General features: G+C 70.1%; 14 protein-coding genes. 6 read left to right on the top strand and 8 right to left on the bottom strand.

Annotated features, from left to right (window positions below; genetic code table 11):
- Positions 1-59: 59 nt before the first annotated feature.
- The 6 genes from MA876_RS12270 to MA876_RS12245 all read right to left on the bottom strand — a co-directional run bounded on the left by MA876_RS12270 (position 60) and on the right by MA876_RS12245 (position 5,853).
- Positions 60-716: a response regulator transcription factor gene (locus tag MA876_RS12270; protein ID WP_248149419.1), complete on the bottom strand. Its 657-nt coding sequence runs from the start codon at positions 714-716 to the stop codon at positions 60-62.
- A 4-nt stretch (positions 717-720) separates the two neighbouring features.
- Positions 721-2,118 carry a sensor histidine kinase gene (locus MA876_RS12265; protein WP_248149416.1) on the bottom strand — a complete coding sequence of 466 codons (1,398 nt, stop codon included), beginning with the start codon at positions 2,116-2,118 and terminating at the stop codon, positions 721-723.
- A 64-nt stretch (positions 2,119-2,182) separates the two neighbouring features.
- Complete coding sequence (locus MA876_RS12260) at positions 2,183-3,667, bottom strand: amidohydrolase (RefSeq protein ID WP_248149404.1); 1,485 nt, start codon at positions 3,665-3,667, stop codon at positions 2,183-2,185.
- Positions 3,664-4,314, bottom strand: coding sequence for an FMN-binding negative transcriptional regulator (locus MA876_RS12255; protein ID WP_248149392.1), 651 nt, complete (start codon positions 4,312-4,314; stop codon positions 3,664-3,666). Before MA876_RS12255 ends, MA876_RS12260 begins: the two co-directional genes overlap by 4 nt.
- 9 nt (positions 4,315-4,323) lie before the next feature.
- Positions 4,324-5,301, bottom strand: a complete 978-nt coding sequence (locus MA876_RS12250; RefSeq protein ID WP_248149382.1) for an Fpg/Nei family DNA glycosylase — start codon at positions 5,299-5,301, stop codon at positions 4,324-4,326.
- Positions 5,302-5,310: 9 nt separating this feature from the next.
- Positions 5,311-5,853 carry a ribose-5-phosphate isomerase gene (locus MA876_RS12245; RefSeq protein ID WP_248149379.1) on the bottom strand — a complete coding sequence of 181 codons (543 nt, stop codon included), beginning with the start codon at positions 5,851-5,853 and terminating at the stop codon, positions 5,311-5,313.
- A gap of 72 nt (positions 5,854-5,925) precedes the next feature.
- On the opposite strand from MA876_RS12245, the gene MA876_RS12240 reads away from it, so the two are divergent.
- The 3 genes from MA876_RS12240 (at position 5,926) to pepN (ending at position 10,275) form a co-directional block, all read left to right on the top strand.
- Positions 5,926-6,285: a PadR family transcriptional regulator gene (locus MA876_RS12240; protein WP_248149376.1), complete on the top strand. Its 360-nt coding sequence runs from the start codon at positions 5,926-5,928 to the stop codon at positions 6,283-6,285.
- Between the two features lies 1 nt (position 6,286).
- Entirely contained in the window at positions 6,287-7,639 is a 1,353-nt protein-coding gene (locus MA876_RS12235) for a permease prefix domain 1-containing protein (RefSeq protein ID WP_248149373.1), read from the top strand.
- A gap of 89 nt (positions 7,640-7,728) precedes the next feature.
- Complete coding sequence (pepN, locus tag MA876_RS12230; RefSeq protein WP_248149370.1) at positions 7,729-10,275, top strand: aminopeptidase N; 2,547 nt, start codon at positions 7,729-7,731, stop codon at positions 10,273-10,275.
- 43 nt (positions 10,276-10,318) lie between these two features.
- On the opposite strand, the gene MA876_RS12225 is transcribed toward pepN, so the two are convergent.
- Entirely contained in the window at positions 10,319-12,193 is a 1,875-nt protein-coding gene (locus MA876_RS12225; RefSeq protein ID WP_248149367.1) for an endonuclease/exonuclease/phosphatase family protein, read from the bottom strand.
- A gap of 80 nt (positions 12,194-12,273) precedes the next feature.
- Between MA876_RS12225 and MA876_RS12220 the strand changes: the two genes are divergently transcribed.
- Genes MA876_RS12220 through MA876_RS12210 form a run of 3 tightly spaced genes read left to right on the top strand, consistent with a single transcriptional unit; the run spans position 12,274 to position 15,519 of the window.
- Positions 12,274-13,362 carry a mechanosensitive ion channel family protein gene (locus MA876_RS12220; RefSeq protein WP_248149364.1) on the top strand — a complete coding sequence of 363 codons (1,089 nt, stop codon included), beginning with the start codon at positions 12,274-12,276 and terminating at the stop codon, positions 13,360-13,362.
- Positions 13,359-13,814, top strand: coding sequence for a globin (locus tag MA876_RS12215; protein ID WP_275562794.1), 456 nt, complete (start codon positions 13,359-13,361; stop codon positions 13,812-13,814). Before MA876_RS12220 ends, MA876_RS12215 begins: the two co-directional genes overlap by 4 nt.
- 34 nt (positions 13,815-13,848) lie before the next feature.
- A complete protein-coding gene (locus tag MA876_RS12210; RefSeq protein WP_248149353.1) occupies positions 13,849-15,519 on the top strand; it encodes an FAD-binding dehydrogenase in 1,671 nt (556 codons plus the stop codon).
- On the opposite strand, the gene MA876_RS12205 is transcribed toward MA876_RS12210, so the two are convergent.
- Positions 15,516-16,187 (bottom strand): DUF8185 domain-containing protein, encoded by a 672-nt coding sequence (locus MA876_RS12205; RefSeq protein WP_248149350.1) that lies wholly within the window; start codon positions 16,185-16,187, stop codon positions 15,516-15,518. The genes MA876_RS12210 and MA876_RS12205 overlap by 4 nt on opposite strands.
- Positions 16,188-16,206: the final 19 nt, after the last annotated feature.

Here is a 16,206-nt window from a genome sequence, read left to right as displayed (position 1 = left end):
GGCGATCTCCCGCCCCAAAGCACATATTCCGCCCCAAACCCCGAGAGACCAGGGCTGTCTCACCGCTGAAGGAACGCGAGCACCGCCAGGACGCGACGGTGGTCCGAGCCGGACTCCTCGAGCCCGAGCTTCTGGAAGATCGCACTCACGTTCTTCTCGACGGCGCCCACGCCGATGAAGAGGCGCTGCGCGATGGTCCCGTTGCTGCGCCCCTCGGCCATGAGCTCGAGCACATCGCGCTCGCGCGGAGTGAGCGCCGCGACCGGGTCGGGTCGTGCGGCGATGAGCTGGCGCACGACGAGCGGGTCGAGCACCGTGCCGCCCTCGTGCACGCGCTGCACGGCATCCGTGAACTCGTCGAGCGACGTCACACGATCTTTCAGCAGGTAGCCCACGCCGCCTTGCCCCTCGGCGAGCAGCTCGCGGGCGTACACGCCCTCGACGTACTGGCTCAGGACGAGGATGCCGACGTCCGGCATTGCCGAGCGCAGCCGGAGCGCGGCGCGGATGCCCTCGTCGCGGAACCCCGGCGGCAGCCGCACGTCCAGGATCGCGACATCCGCCGCCGCCTCCCGCACCCGCGCGACGATGTCCTCGGCATCGCCGAACGCCCCTGCCGTGACGTAGCCGGCCTCGTCGAAGAGCCGCACGAGCCCCTCGCGCAGCAGCACGGAATCCTCGACGAGGACGACTCGCAGAGCGGATGCTTCGGTCATGGCGTCAGGATACGGGGGCCTGAGGGAGCGGGATGTGGATGCTGAGCGCGCTCGGTCCGCCGCTCGGGCTGTCGACGACTAGGGTTCCCCGCAGGCCGGCGACACGCTCACGGAGGCCCTCCAGTCCGTGGCCCGGTGCTGAGCGCGCTCCCCCGCGTCCATTGTCGACGACCCAGATGTCGAGCATCCCCATCGTGCCGGCCTCGGCCGGACGCAGGGACGCCTTGAGCGTCGCCGCCGTCGCGCCGGAGTGCTTGATCGCGTTGGTGATCAGCTCGGCGACGGTGAAGTACGCCGTGCGGGCGATCTCGGGGCTCGCCGCGGCGTCGATCTCGGGGTCGACGTCGACATGCACCGAGAGCGGCGCACCGGCCGCGAGGGCCGTCAGGGCGGCCGACAGACCACGGTCCTGCAGGAGCGGCGGTGCGACACCGCTCGAGAGCGCGCGCAATTCGTCGAGTGCGGCCTTCGCGTGGCCCCGCGCTTCGCGGGCGAGCTCGGCGGCCGCATCGCCGTCGCCCGCCTCCGCACGACGCTCGAGCGCTGCGAGGTCCATCTGCAGGCGCACGAGGCGCTGCTGCGGACCGTCGTGGATGTCGCGCTCGAGGCGGCGGAGGGCGACGTCCTCCGCGTGGACGGCCGCGCCGCGCGCCGCTGCTTCGGCCCGCACCTCGGCCGCGAGGTCGTCGGACTGCCAGCGGCCGAGCAGCCCCCGGGCGACCCCGTGGTGGGCGCGGGCGAGCCCGCCCAGCACCCACGGCATCGTGAACGTGAAGAGAACGCCGGCGATCAGATAGAGGACGACCTCGACGGCCCAGCCGTTCCAGCCCGCGAAGATCGGCACCGCATCCGCGACGTAGTGCCCCCACGCGTCGCCGTTCGCGCGCGGCAGGAAGAGGCCCCAGAACCAATAGGTCAGTCCGCCCAGGCCGACGCTCAGCCACGTGACGGTGAGCGCGAACGTGATCGTGCTCACGATCGGGTTCACGATCATGCCGTGCACGAGGGAGGTCCAGTAGTGGGCGTTGCGGATCGGGCGCGTGAGCGTCGCCCAGAATCCGGTCGCGTCGGGTGCGTCACGGTTCCACGTCGGCTCCTCGACGGCGGGCAGACCCGTCAGCTGCAGCAGGAAGCGGTCGGCCACACCGAAGCCGCGTGCGATGAGCAGCGTCAGCACGATGAGCGGCAGTCCGACCACGAGGATCAAGAGGCCCACTCCGGTCCAGAACAGGCCCGCCAGCACACCGACGGCCGCCATCGCGAGGACGAACACCGCGAGCAGGTACACCGCGCTCCCGGGCGTGCGCCTCCACGCCTCGCCGTACGAGGCCCAGAAGCCGCGGGCGGGGGTGGCTGTCATGTCGGTGGGGACGGTGCCGGGCACCATGGTCGTCGAACTCATGCCTCCAGCCTCGCGATCAGGCGTGGAATCGGGCATCCGACCTCCTCCCGGACTCGCACGGGGGCTAACCCCCGTGCGTGAGCCTGCCACCCAGCAGCGTCGCCGTCACGCTCATCGCCCGGAGCCCGGTCTCGCTCGCGGTCAGGGGGTTCTCGGCGCACAGGGCGAGATCCGCGGCGGCGCCGACCTCGATGCGCGCGCCGGCCGTGGAGCCGCCGCGCGTGGATGCCGCAAGCGCGGTCGCCGCATCGACGCCCTGCTCCAAGCGCCAGGGTGCGCGACCGTCGCGGGTGCGATAGATCGCCGCCGCCATCGCCGCCCACGGATCGAGCGGCGATACGGGAGCATCGGAGCCGAAGCGAAGATTCGCGCCGGTGTCGGCGAACGAGCGGAGTGCGTACGGCAGCGCGGTCTGTCCCACCCAGATCGTGTCGGTCATGTCGCGGTCGTCGATCGCGTGCTCGGGCTGCACGCTGGCGGCGATCCCGAGGCGTGCGAAGCGCGGGATGTCGGCGTGCGCGACGAGCTGCGCGTGCTCGATCGTGCCCCACGCTCCGGTCGTGGCGAACGCGTCGAGCGCGTGCGAGTTGGCGACGTCGCCGATCGCGTGGATCGCGCACGAGAGCCCCGCCCCGGTCGCCCGCGTCATGAGATCGGTGAGCGTCGCGGGGTCGACCGTCAGCAGTCCGTGATTGTGCGGGTCGCCGGGGTAGGCGTGCGAGCACGCCGCCGTCCGCGTGCCGAGCGAGCCGTCGGTGATGACCTTGAGCGAGCCGACGCGCGCGAGGTCGGATGCCGCGCCCCGCGCGACGTCGCCGCTGCTGAGGCCTTCGGCGATCGCTCGATCGAGGAACTCGGGGTAGATGCCGAACTCGACCTGGAGCGTGTCGAATCCGGCGCCCAGGCGCCGGGTCCAGGCATCCTCGTTCCACGCCATGTCGAGGTCGATGAGACCGACGACGCCGCGGGATGCGGCATCCCGAGCCATCGCGGCGACCAGGCGATCGCCCTCGACCGGATCGACGGCATTGAGGCGGCGCGAGATCTCGAACGCGGGCGCTTCGCGCAGGACGCCGGTCGCGTCGATCGGCATCGCCTCGCGGCGGAGGGCGGCCGAGTTGAGCCAGACGCTGTGCACATCGGCGTTGATGAGGTACGTCGGGACGTCGCCCGTCGCCTCGTCGAGAACGGCGAGCGTCGGGGTGTCGGGCCAGAGCGCGTCACGGAATCCCGTGCCGACGCGTCGTCCGTCCGAGAGGACGGGGGCGGATCCCATGATGGATGCCGCGTGCGCCGCCGATGTCGCATGCCCGAGCGCTTCGCGCTGCGCGACGAGCGCCCACTGCACGACGTGGACGTGGTGGTCCCACAGGCCGGGGATGAGCCACGCGCCGTCGGCGTCGAGCACGTCGCCGGCGGACTTCAGTGCGCCCGTCGGTGCGATGTCGGCGATCACTCCATCGTCGAGGAAGACGTCGACGGGGCCGTCATCGGGAAGCAGTTCCCGCCCCGCGCCCGCGACGCGTGCACCGACGATCGTGCCGATCATGCGTTCTCCTCCCGTGCCGCCGCGAGCGCGTCGTGCGCACGGCGCATCTCGGCAGCGAGCGGGGCGTTCGCCCAGCGTTCGTCGCCCGACAGCTCGGCGATGATCGTCTCGACGACCTCGGGCGTCTTGTTCTGACTGAGCTTGCGCTTCGCGACGACCTTCGTCGGAGTGAGACGGAAGCCGATCGTGCCCTTCTCCAGACGCCGCACGAAGTCCGGGTCGTTCGGGGGCTCCCACATGAGCCGGGGCTGCGGCATCCCGCCCTCGAAATGCGCCACGAGCTTCTCGAGCACCCTCAGGTTCTCTTCGGGGCTGAGGATCTCGGGGACGCCCGACAGGTGCGCCGAGACGAAGTTCCAGGTCGGGACCTGCGTGCCGCCGTCGTACCACCCGGGTGAGATGTACCCGTGCGGCCCCTGCACGACGACGAGCAGTTCACGTTCCCCCAGCCCGTGGATGAGGTCGTCGGGGCGACCGACGTGCCCCACGATGGTGAGGTCGTCGCGCTCGTCGTCGAGGAGGACGGCGTAGTGGGATGCCACGAGCCCGTCATCGGTCTGGCTCACGAGCGTGACCCACGGATTGCGGGAGATCAGGCGGCGGAGCTCGGTGACATCCGTCATCGCGAAGCTCGGGTTCTGGCGCATGCGATCAGCCTACGATTGGCAGTTCGGGCACCAGTACAGCTTCCTCGTCGCCATCTCCTCGACGAGGATCGTCGTGCCGCACACGCGGCACGGGAGCCCTGCGCGGTGATAGACCCAGTGCCGGTCGTCGCGGCTCGCCATCGCGGCTCGCCACCCGTCGGGCGAGAGATCGTCCATCGTCATCATCTGCCCGGTCTCGACGCCGATCTGGAGCAGCCGCACCCAGTCGCGCCAGATGCCGCGCACGACGTCCGACGGCACGTCTCTGCCGGGCGTGTGCGGGTTCTGACGCGCGCGGAACAGCAGCTCGGCACGGTAGACGTTGCCGATGCCGCTCACGACCCCCTGATCCATCAGCAGCTGGCCGATCGCCGTCGGCTTGCGGGCGATGACCTCGACGACGCGCTGCTCCCCCGCAGCGACGTCGTCGACGAGGGGGTCGGGACCGAGCTTCGCGATGGTCGCCGCGACCTCGTCAGGCGTCTGGAGCTCGCAGGCCGTGGGGCCTCGAAGATCGGCGCACGTGACCTCGGTGAGCAGGCGCAACCGGACTTGTCCGACGACGGGTGGCGGCCACTGGGCATCCTGCTCCGGCAGTCCCGTCGTCTGCTCCGACATCCGCACCCGGGTGCGGCGCGGTGCGCCGATCGACGTGAGCGAGTTCTCTCCGGCGTCGTCGAACACCGTGCCGCGCTGGTTGGTCTGCCCCATTCGCCCGTTGGCGGCTGCGATCGTCGGATCGGCCTGGATCTCGCCGGCGAAGTCCCACGCGCCGTACATGCCCAGGTGCACGCGCAGCCAGAGGTCCCCGTCGAACTCGAGGAACATCTGCTTGCCGACAGCGCGGACGGATGTCGCGGTGCGGCCGTCGATCACGCTCGCCCCCTCGGCGAAGCGACCTTGCGGACTCGACGCGTGCACGGCGTGGCCGACGATGTTGCGATCGAACTGCCGCGCGATGCGGTGGACGGAATGACCCTCGGGCATGGAGGAGCGTCAGCCCGCTTCGGGGTCGAAGTCGTCGGCCGACTCGCCACCGACGGGCCACCCGGGCCGCGCGCGCGGGTCGGGCTCGAGCGCACCGTCGCGCTCGTAGGCGGCGATCTGGCCGATGCGGCGCACGTGACGCTCCTCGTTCGAGAACGGCGTCGCGATGAAGCGGTCGATGAACGACGCCGCCTCGTCGAACGTGTGCTGGCGGGCGCCGATCGCGATGACGTTCGCGTCGTTGTGCTCGCGCGCGAGTTCGGCGGTCGCGATGCTCCACACGAGCGCCGCGCGCACGCCCTCGACCTTGTTGGCCGAGATCTGCTCGCCGTTGCCCGAGCCGCCGAAGACGACGCCGAGCGTCTCGATGCCGTCGGCCTGGTCGCGGACGACAGCCTGAGCTGCGCGGATGCAGAAGGCCGGGTAGTCGTCGAGCGGCTCGTACTCGAGCGGACCGTGGTCGACGACGTCGTGACCCTGGTTCGCCAGGTGATGCTGCAGCTGCGTCGAGAAGTCGAGGCCCGCGTGATCGGTCGCGATGTGGATGCGCATGCTTCTCATCCTAGGGACGCCGTGATACCTTGCAGTTCTAGGTACCATGCACCTCTAGGTATAGGAGCGATCGTGCGCATCGGCAAAGACCTCGTGGCCGCGGCAGCCACACCGCTCGTGCTCGGCATCCTCGCAGAGGGCGAGTCGTACGGATACGCGATCCTGCAGCGCGTCAAGGACCTTTCCGACGGTCGTCTCGAGTGGAGCGACGGGATGCTGTATCCCCTCCTTCATCGCCTGGAGCGGCTCGGCTACGTCGACGCGGACTGGTCGCGATCCGACGCGGGCAGGCCGCGCAAGGTCTATCGGCTGAGCCGCTCGGGGCACAAGACGCTCGAGGAGCAGCACGTGCAGTGGGCCGCCGTGCACGATGCGCTCTCGCGTGTGTGGCCGGCCAGCGGAGGCCCGGCCCCTGTCATGGGGATGGCCTGACATGCCTGCGGACTTCGATCTCGAGCCCGCGATCGCGCAGTGGCGTGCCGCCGTCTCGGCGCGGCCGGCGATCTCGCAGAGCGACGCCGATGAGCTCGAGTCCCACCTGCGCGACCGCATCGACGAACTCGAAGCGTCCGGCCTCTCGCCGGACGAGGCGTTCCTCATCGCGATCAAGCGCCTCGGACACGTCGACCGCCTCACGAGCGAGTACGCGGCAGAGCACAGCGAACGGCTGTGGAAGCAGCTGACACCATCGCCGACGGCTTCGACCGCGTCGGTGTGGACGGCGGTCGGCTTCGCGCTCGTGGCCGCCGTGGTCGTCAAGATCCCGCCCCTGGTCGCGGGCGCGGGCGAACCTCAGATGTTCGGAGGCAGCGCTCTCGGCTTCGCGAACGGCGTGCTCCTCGTGCTGGCCGTGCTCGGGGCGTACTTCGCGGTCATCCGTCGCGCGCCGCTGCTCGCGATCGGCGCGACCGCGGCCGGCTTCCTCGCGGTCGCCGGAGCGCTCGACCTGTACCCGCTGGATCCAGATGGCATGACCTACATGCTCGCGGTCCTGCACGCTCCGGTAGCCCTCTGGCTGCTGACGGCGATCGTCTTCGTCGCCGGCGATTGGCGCAGCATCCCGCGCCGAATGGATTTCATCCGCTTCACCGGTGAGTGGGTCGTGTATTTCGCCCTCGTCGCGCTGGGTGGAGGCGTGCTGGTCGCGCTGACCCTCGGCTTGTTCTCCGCCATCCAGGTCGACGTGCTGCCGTTCGTGCAGGACTGGGTGCTGCCGTGCGGGGCGGCGGGCGCGACGATCCTCGCCGCATGGCTCGTCGAGACGAAGCAGTCCGTCATCGAGAACATCGCTCCGGTGCTCACGAAGGCCTTCACGCCGCTCTTCACGGCACTGCTCCTCGCGCTGATCGTGGTCGGTCTGCTGCAGGGCGGGCTCGACACGGTGGATCGCAACCTCCTGATCCTGTTCGACCTCACGCTCCTCGTCGTCCTCGGCCTGCTGCTGTACTCCCTCTCGGCACGGGATCCGCTCGCGAAGCCGGGGTGGTTCGATCGCCTGCAGGTACTCCTGCTCGCGAGTGCGATCGCCGTCGACCTCATCGTGCTGATCGCGATGCTCACCCGCATCGGCGCTTTCGGCGTCACGGCGAACAAAGCGGCCTCGCTGGGCCTCAACCTGATCCTCCTCGTCAATCTCGTCGTGGCGCTGTGGTTGCAGGTGCGCTTCGTGATCGGGCGCACGCCGTTCGCGACGCTCGAGCGGTGGCAGACGGCCTACGTGCCGGTCTACCTCGCGTGGTGCCTCGCAGTGGTCATCGTGTTCCCGCCGCTCTTCGGATACGCCTGAACCGGCGCGGGTAAGGTAGGAGGGTTGTCGTCGGCGCCAGCAGCGCCATCCGCGGCATCCCGCCCGCCATCACCCCATGGGAGCACGCTGTGCCTGGAGAGAACCTCACCCGAATCGAGGCGCAGGAGCGCCGCGCGATCGTCGACACGCAGTCGTACGAGATCGCCCTCGACCTCACGAAGGGCGCCGAGGTCTTCGGCTCGCGCACCGTCGTGCGCTTCACCGCGACACCTGGCGCGTCGACCTTCATCGACCTGATCGCCCGCGACGTGCGCGAGATCACGCTCAACGGCCGCACGATCGACCCCACGACGGCTTTCGCCGACTCGCGCATCGCGCTCGACGGCCTCGAGGCCGAGAACGAGCTCGTCGTCGACGCCGACACGCTCTACACGAACACGGGCGAGGGTCTGCACCGCTTCGTCGACCCCGTCGACGGCGAGGTCTACCTCTACAGCCAGTTCGAGGTGCCCGACTCCCGCCGCGTGTTCGCGGTGTTCGAGCAGCCCGACCTCAAGGCGACGTTCCAGTTCACGGTCACGGCGCCGGCAGCGTGGAAGGTCGTCTCGAACTCCCCCAGCCCCGAGCCCGCCGCGGCCGGCGACGGCGTCGCGACGTGGACGTTCGAGCCCACTCCGCGCATCTCGTCGTACATCACCGCGCTCATCGCAGGGCCGTACGAGGTCACGACGTCGGAGCTCACGAGCTCGTCGGGTCGCGTCATCCCCCTCGGCGTCTACGGTCGCAAGAGCCTCTGGCAGCACCTCGACGCGGACTACATCTTCGACAAGACCCGGCAGGGCTTCGCGTACTTCGAGGAGAAGTTCGGCTTCCCGTACCCGTTCGCGAAGTACGACCAGCTCTTCGTCCCCGAGTTCAACGCGGGCGCGATGGAGAACGCGGGCGCCGTCACGTTCGCCGAGACGTACGTCTTCCGGTCGAAGGTGACGGATGCCGTCAAGGAGCGCCGCGTCGTCACGATCCTGCACGAGCTCGCGCACATGTGGTTCGGCGACCTCGTCACGATGAAGTGGTGGAACGACCTCTGGCTCAACGAGTCGTTCGCCGAGTGGGCATCGACGATCGCGACGGCCGAGGCGACCGAGTGGACAGAGGCGTGGACCACGTTCAACGCCATGGAGAAGACCTGGGCGTATCGCCAGGACCAGCTGCCCTCGACGCACCCCGTCGTCGCCGAGATCAACGACCTCGAAGACGTGCAGGTGAACTTCGACGGCATCACGTACGCCAAGGGCGGCTCGGTTCTCAAGCAGCTCGCTGCGTGGGTCGGCATCGAGGAGTTCTTCGCGGGTGTCGCGGCGTACTTCCAGAAGCACCAGTGGGCCAACGCCGAGGCAGCCGACCTGCTCGCCGAGCTCGAGGCCACGAGCGGCCGCGACCTGTCGACGTGGTCGAAGAAGTGGCTCGACACGGCCGGCGTCAACACGCTGTCGCCCGAGATCACGACCGACCACGACGGTCTCATCACGCGCTTCGCGATCGTGCAGACGGCTCCCGCCGACTACCCGACGATCCGCCCGCACCGCCTCGGCGTCGGCTTCTACAGCCTTCAGGGCGACGCGCTCGTGCGTGTGCACCACGTCGAACTCGATGTCGACGGCGACCTCACCGAGGTGCCCGAGCTCAAGGGCATTGCGCGGCCCGACCTGGTCCTCCTCAACGACGAGGATCTCGCGTACGCGAAGATCCGCCTCGACGAGCGCTCGCTGCAGACCGCGATCGACCACCTCGCGAAGATCAGCGACCCTCTCGCCCGCTCGCTCGTGTGGGGTGCGGCGTGGGACCAGACGCGCGATGCCGAGGCATCCGCCACCGACTACCTCGACCTGGTGCTGCGCAACATCGCGAGCGAGACCGAGTCGACGACGGTGCGCACGACCCTCGCGCAGCTGCAGCTGGCGGCGAACTCGTACGTCGCGCCCGCCACGCGCGCGGCAGCCCGCGAGAAGGTCGCCGACGGCCTGTGGGCTCTCGCCCAGGACGCGGAGGCCGGCAGCGACAACCAGCTGCAGTTCGTCACCGCATTCGCTTCGGCGGCTTCGACCCCGTCCCAGTGGCAGACGGTGAAGGCTCTCCGTGACGGCGAGGTCTCGCTCGACGGTCTCGAGATCGACACCGACCTCTCATGGGCGCTGCTCGTCTCGCTCGCCGCCGGTGGGGTCGTCGAGGCCTCCGACATCGACGCAGCCCTCGCCGCCGACAACACCGCCAAGGGCGGCGAGTTCGCAGCTCAAGCCAAGGCGGCCCTGCCCAACGTCGCAGCTCGCCAGGTCGCGTGGGCTTCCCTCATCGAGAAGGATGACGCGCCCAACACGATCGTGCGCGCCGCCGCTCTCGGCTTCACCCATCCGGCGGGCGTCTCGGTGCTCGGCGAGTTCGTGGCGCCGTACTTCGACATGCTGCTCCCGATCTGGAACTCGCGCTCGTACCAGATCGGGCAGTACCTGATCGTGGGCCTGTATCCCGCCGCACTCGCGAACGTCGAGCTGCGCGACGCGACCCGCGCGTGGCTCGCCGCGAACGCGGATGCCGCTCCGGCCCTGCGCCGTCTCGTCAACGAGAACCTCGCGGGCGTCGAGCGTGCGCTCGCCGTGCAGGAGCGCGACGCGCAGTAGCCGCGGATCGAACGGCCCGTCTCCTCGCGAGGCGGGCCGTTCGTCATTCCACCGTCGTGGTGATCATGAAGTGGTCCGAGAGCTGCGAGACGACGACGGATGCCGCGGCCACATCGAGGCGCGCGACGAAGAGATGATCGATCTCGCTGTCGGGATCGTCGGCCGAAGAGGTCAGGGCGGGCCGGATCCCCGCGAGCGCGTCCTCGACTCCGGCGCTGACCATCGCATCCCACGCCGGTGTGCCGGGCTCGGTGTTCAGGTCTCCACCCGCGATGAGGGGGCCTTCGGCGGCGGCCGCCGCCATCCGATCGGCGAAGATCTCGGCCTGGCGGAGGGTGCGGTCCTCGCCGCCCGAGTCAGGTTGCAGATGCGTCGAGATCACCCGGACGGGAGTCCCGTTCCAGGTGACCGTCGCCATCGTCATGCCCGCCCCCGTGACGGCGTCGAACATCGGGAAGCGCTCCGTGTGCACATCGCTCACGTGCAGATCGGTGAGGATCGCGTCGCCCCAGACCTGATCCGCGGCGGGGCCGAACACCGCCCGCATGCCGAGCATCCGCGCCAGGATGGCGAGCTGGTCCTGCCCGCCGTTGAGCAGCCACCCTCGGTCGATCTCGCTGACCAGGATGACGCGGGCATCGCTGCGGCGCAGCTGCTCGGCGACCCCGATGGGGTCGAACACGCCGTCGATGTCGTAGCCCATGCGCAGGTTGTACGCCGCGACCGTCAGGTCATCGCCGGCAGCCACCGCACGCGTCGGGATGGTCGCGGCGGGGGCGACGGCGGTCAGCACGAGAGCCGCGACACCCGCGATGACCGACGCTCCGACATCCCGCGCACCCGACTCGTCGACGCGGACGACCGATGCGACGACGTCGGCATCGGTGACGGGCCCGCCGGCGCGGTAGGCGACCGTCCAGCCCGCGACGGCGATGGCGAGCAGCACGATCGCGACGTCGGCGCGATAGCCGAGGTCGTAGCCGGCGTAGAAGACGAAGAACACCGCCGTCCATACGACGGCGCCGACGCCGGCGGCGAGTGCCGTCCGGCGGGGTGAGCGGCCGGGAGCGGCGAACAGCAGCAGACGGGCGAGGGCTGCCGGCCCCGCGAGGAAGCCGAGGACGGCGAGACCGCTGAGCACGCCTTCCGCGCCGCCGCGGGTCACCTCCGGGAGCATGCTGACGGTGACGGCGGCCACGAGCAGGACCCCAGAGATCCACGGCCTCCGTCGCGGCGAGGCGAACAGGGATGCCGCGACGGCTGCCCAGGCCCCCGCCACGACGGCGAGCGGACCCCAGAACGCGTCGATCGCCGATCCGCGGCCCACGTTCACGAGAGCGAGCTGCAGCAGGAGCATCGCCGGGAGCAGGAGCATCGCCGTCCGCGGAGCGACCGATTCGGATCGCACCCACGTCGCCTCTCGCACGGCCAGGGCGACGAGCAGCGCCTGCGCGACGAGGAGGGCGACGGCCCAGGCATCCATCCGCCACACGGCGCCGAACGTGCCGAGCGCGGCATGCGTCGTCGTCGCGACCGCGACGCCCAGCACGACGCTCGGCACGAGCGCCCGCCCGAGCGCCGCTGTGGCCAGGCACAGCGCGGCGACCGACAGCGCGACGCCGAGCGAACTGCCGTACAGCTGCACCGCCCCGCCGTCCGGGTTCATCTGCAGGAGGATCCGCACGGCGAGGGCCGCGACGAGCAGCCACGCCGCGAGGCGTGGAGCGCTGCGGGGAATGAGTGCGAGAAGGATGAGCGGCGCAGCCATGACCCCGAGGGCATACAGCCCCATGAGCTCGGGCGGCGTCTCGGCCGCGCGGCCGAAGATCGTGATGAGGGACGGCGTCCACAGCCGCCAGAAGTCGGTCAGGAGCCAGACGGCGACGACACCGAGCGCCGAGAGCGAACGCAGCTGCATGCGCTCAGTCTGGCGCGACCACGAACCGTGGTCGAGGAGCAGTCAGGAGTTGTCCGGGCTCGGTCGTTAGGATCGAGCCGATGAACTGGATCTTCGCTGACACCGGCACCCCGCCCGAACCGACGATCACCGACGCCGCATTCTGGGAGGCCATCGGTGCCTTCTTCGTCGCCTCCGGATGGAACCTGCTTCGGGTCCTGGCCATCGTCGTCTTCGCCGTCCTGCTCGGCTGGATCCTCAAGCTCGTCATCCGCCGCGTCGTGCGGAGGATCGTCAACGGCGCCAAGAACAAGGCGAACGTGGATGACACGCAGGCGCTCGATCGCTCGCCCCTGGCATCCGTCCGCCTCGTCCAGCGCACCCGCACGCTCGGCTCGATCCTGCAGAACATCGTCAACGTCTCGATCGTCATCGTGTCGCTGCTGCTGATCATCAACGTGCTCGCGCCGAACGCCCTGGCGTCGCTGACGCTACTGACGGCCGCCGTCGGCGCGGGCCTCGGTTTCGGCGCGCAGAACATCGTGAAGGATGTGCTCAACGGCATCTTCATCGTCGCGGAAGACCAGGTCGGCATCGGAGACGTCGTCGATCTGGGGCTCGCGACGGGCATCGTCGAGTACGTCAGCGTCCGCATCACGCACGTGCGCGACGTCAACGGCACACTCTGGTACGTCCGAAACGGCGAGATCACGCGCATCGGCAACATGTCGCAGGGTTGGTCGCGCGTCATCGTCGACCTCGCCGTCCCCACCGACGCCGACATCGACGAGGTCGAGACGCTCATGCTGGGAGCGGCGAAGTCGATCGCGAAGGAGCCGAAGTGGCGCTCGCGCATCCTCGAGACACCCGAGGTCTGGGGGCTCGAGTCCGTGTCGGGCGATGCCCTCGTCATCCGTCTCGTCATGAAGACGCGCGCCAATGCGAAGGACGACGTCGCGCGCGAGCTGAGGATGCGACTCAAGCACGCGATGGACGAGCACGGCATCACGCTCCCCGCCATGAACTCGATCATGCTGTCGGGCCTCGAGGGCGCGGGGCGCGTCCGCGGCGCGAACCCGCCCAAGACGAAGCCGCAGCCCATCGCCGACGCGAACCCCGTGTGGAAGCCCAAGAAGGGCGCCGCGAAGAAGCCGCATACGCCGCCCGCGGACCCGGGGATCGAGTCATGACGGATGCTGTGCCTCTGAGCTTCTACGAAGAGATCGGCGGTCACGACACGTTCGTGCGCCTCGTCGACGCGTTCTACCGCGGCGTCGCCGAGGACGAGGTGCTGAAGCCGATGTACCCGGAAGAGGATCTCGGCCCCGCCAAGGAGCGCCTGACCCTCTTCCTCGAGCAGTACTGGGGCGGGCCGACGACGTACAGCGAGACGCGGGGTCATCCGCGGCTGCGGATGCGGCACGCGCCCTTCCACGTCAACCCCGACGCCCGTGACCGCTGGCTCGCGCACATGAGGGTCGCGGTGGACGAACTCGAGCTGCCGCCCCTGCACGAGGCGACGCTGTGGGACTATCTTCTTCGCGCCGCGCACGCGATGGTGAACACCTTCGAGCCGACCGGCATAGGACCGACCTCGTCAGGTCGCGACGGCGGCTCGCTCCCCCTGCATCCTTCCACCTGACATCCCCCCACCCGCGACGAAGGAGTCGAACCGCATGCCCGCATCCCCCACGACCCGCACCACCGACCTGCTCGTCATCGGCTGGGGCCTCGCGGGGCTCGTCGCTGCGAGCGAAGCGGTCGCCGCCGGCAAGCATGTCGTGATCGTCGATCAGGAGCCCCGCTCGAACCTCGGCGGCCAGGCGTGGTGGTCGTTCGGCGGGCTGTTCTTCGTCGACTCTCCCGAGCAGCGGCGGATGGGCATCACCGACTCGCTCGAGCTCGCGCGACAGGACTGGTTCGGCAATGCCGGCTTCGACCGCGAAGAGGATGCCTGGCCGCGCCGCTGGGCCGAGGCGTACCTGCAGTTCGCCCATCAGGAGAAGCGCGCGTGGCTGCGGGAGAAGGGCGTCGGCTTCTTCCCCATCGTCGGCTGGGCCGAACGCGGCGGATACACCGCGACCGGTCCCGGCAACTCCGTGCCCCGCTTCCACATCACGTGGGGCACCGGCCCCGGCATCGTCGCGCCGTTCCAGGCCGAGGTCGAGGCGGGCGAGGCATCCGGTCGCCTGACGATCCTGCCCCGCCACCGCGTCACAGCCCTCACGGTGTCCGGCGGGGCCGTCACGGGCGCGTCGGGCGACGTCCTCGCGCCCTCCGGCGCCGGTCGCGGCTATGCGTCCTCGCGCGAAGTGGTCGGGGCGTTCGAGATCCGGGCCGGAGCGACTCTCGTGTCGTCCGGCGGGATCGGCGGCAACCACGCCCTCGTGCGCAAGAACTGGCCGAAGCGCCTCGGCAAAGCCCCGAAATCGATGATCACGGGCGTCCCGGCGTACGTCGACGGCTCGATGCTCGACGTGAGCGCCGACGCCGGAGCCCACCTCATCAACGGCGATCGCATGTGGCACTACGTCGAGGGCATCGGCAATTGGGATCCCATCTGGCCGGACCACGGCATCCGGATCCTCCCCGGGCCATCGTCGGTGTGGCTGGATGCCACGGGCCGCCGTCTGCCTGTGCCGCTGTTCCCCGGCTTCGACACGCTCGGCACTCTCGCGCATCTGCGCACGACGGGGCACGACCACTCGTGGTTCGTCCTGTCGCAGAAGATCATCGAGAAGGAGTTCACCCTCTCGGGCAGCGAGCAGAACCCCGACCTCACGGGGAAGGACGTCAAGCTCCTCGCGCAGTCGCGCCTGGGCAAAGGTGCGTCGGGTCCCGTCCAGGCGTTCATGGACAAGGGCGCGGACTTCGTCGTGCGCGACACCCTCGACGAGCTCATCGCCGGGATGAAGGCGCTACCGGACGGGGATGCGCTCGATGCCGAACGCGTGCGCTACGAGGTCGAGGCGCGCGACCGCGAGATCGACAACGACTTCACGAAGGACTCCCAGATCGCGATGCTGCGCTCTGCACGTGCGTACCGGGGCGACCGGCTGATCCGCACGGCGAAGCCGCATCGCATCCTCGACCCAGCGAACGGCCCGCTCATCGCCGTGAAGCTGCACATCCTCACGCGCAAGTCGCTGGGCGGCATCGAGACCGATCTGTCCGGCCGCGCGCTCGCCGCCGACGGCACGGTCATCCCCGGCCTGTACGCGGCCGGCGAAGCGAGCGGCTTCGGCGGCGGCGGCGTGCACGGGTACCGCGCGCTGGAGGGCACGTTCGTCGGCGGATGCCTGTTCTCGGGCCGTACGGCCGGCCGCGCGATGGCGGCCGACGTCTAGCTCGCGCCGGTCGCCCGCACCTCGGTGAGGCCCATGCGCGCGGGCCCCCGGACGATGACATGACCCCGCGCGAGGGTGACGCGGGTCCAGACCCCGGCGGTGCGGACCGCGGCATCCTCCTCCCCTGCGATGAACCCGAGCGCGAACGCGGCGAACGCGACGCCGAGCGGCAGACCGTTCAGGTCGTCGTCCTGAGCGCCCCACACGGCGGCGCGGACGACGCGCACGGCGTCCTCGCCGGCGTCCGTGGGAACCGTCTGGGCGACGTCCGCGATCCCCCACTGCGCACGGCTCGCGAGGGTGGACGCCGGGATGCCGGGTCCCGGCATCCATCCGCCCTGCGGTGGGGAGACGCCTGCCCACGCGGGCGAGAGTCCCGTCTCGGGGAGCTCGACCGCTCTCGCATCATCCATCGCCGTCGTGAGCGCCGACGCCTCGACGACGATGTCGCACTCGAGCTCGGGATCGACCGCGAGCACGCGGACCGCCAGCACCGTGGGAGTCGAGTCGAACAGACCGCGGGGCGCGAGGGGTGCGCTCGTCATGACGAGGACGCCGCGCGTCGCGCGCAGACGCACGGCACCGTCTCCGAGCGGGGCGGTCCGGCGGGCGAAGGTGAGAGCGTCGGCCGCCGCGTGGGCATCCGCGAAGAGAAGTCGCTGAGGCATCCGCTCTAAACTACCAACC

The organism is Microbacterium aoyamense (genome assembly GCF_023155855.1).
Classification (GTDB): domain Bacteria; phylum Actinomycetota; class Actinomycetes; order Actinomycetales; family Microbacteriaceae; genus Microbacterium; species Microbacterium aoyamense.
This window is presented reverse-complemented; position numbering and strand designations above follow the sequence as displayed.

Bases quoted from the DNA above. Each gene is read 5' to 3' on its own strand.
- MA876_RS12220 (WP_248149364.1), top strand. From the start codon at position 12,274: ATGAACTGGATCTTCGCTGACACCGGCACCCCGCCCGAACCGACGATC.
- MA876_RS12215 (WP_275562794.1), top strand. From the start codon at position 13,359: ATGACGGATGCTGTGCCTCTGAGCTTCTACGAAGAGATCGGCGGTCAC.
- MA876_RS12245 (WP_248149379.1), bottom strand. From the start codon at position 5,853: ATGCGCATCCACATCGCGACCGATCACGCGGGCCTCGACTTCTCGACG.
- MA876_RS12265 (WP_248149416.1), bottom strand. From the start codon at position 2,118: ATGAGTTCGACGACCATGGTGCCCGGCACCGTCCCCACCGACATGACA.
- MA876_RS12235 (WP_248149373.1), top strand. From the start codon at position 6,287: ATGCCTGCGGACTTCGATCTCGAGCCCGCGATCGCGCAGTGGCGTGCC.
- MA876_RS12205 (WP_248149350.1), bottom strand. From the start codon at position 16,187: ATGCCTCAGCGACTTCTCTTCGCGGATGCCCACGCGGCGGCCGACGCT.
- MA876_RS12270 (WP_248149419.1), bottom strand. From the start codon at position 716: ATGACCGAAGCATCCGCTCTGCGAGTCGTCCTCGTCGAGGATTCCGTG.
- MA876_RS12260 (WP_248149404.1), bottom strand. From the start codon at position 3,667: ATGATCGGCACGATCGTCGGTGCACGCGTCGCGGGCGCGGGGCGGGAA.
- MA876_RS12250 (WP_248149382.1), bottom strand. From the start codon at position 5,301: ATGCCCGAGGGTCATTCCGTCCACCGCATCGCGCGGCAGTTCGATCGC.
- MA876_RS12225 (WP_248149367.1), bottom strand. From the start codon at position 12,193: ATGCAGCTGCGTTCGCTCTCGGCGCTCGGTGTCGTCGCCGTCTGGCTC.
- MA876_RS12255 (WP_248149392.1), bottom strand. From the start codon at position 4,314: ATGCGCCAGAACCCGAGCTTCGCGATGACGGATGTCACCGAGCTCCGC.
- MA876_RS12210 (WP_248149353.1), top strand. From the start codon at position 13,849: ATGCCCGCATCCCCCACGACCCGCACCACCGACCTGCTCGTCATCGGC.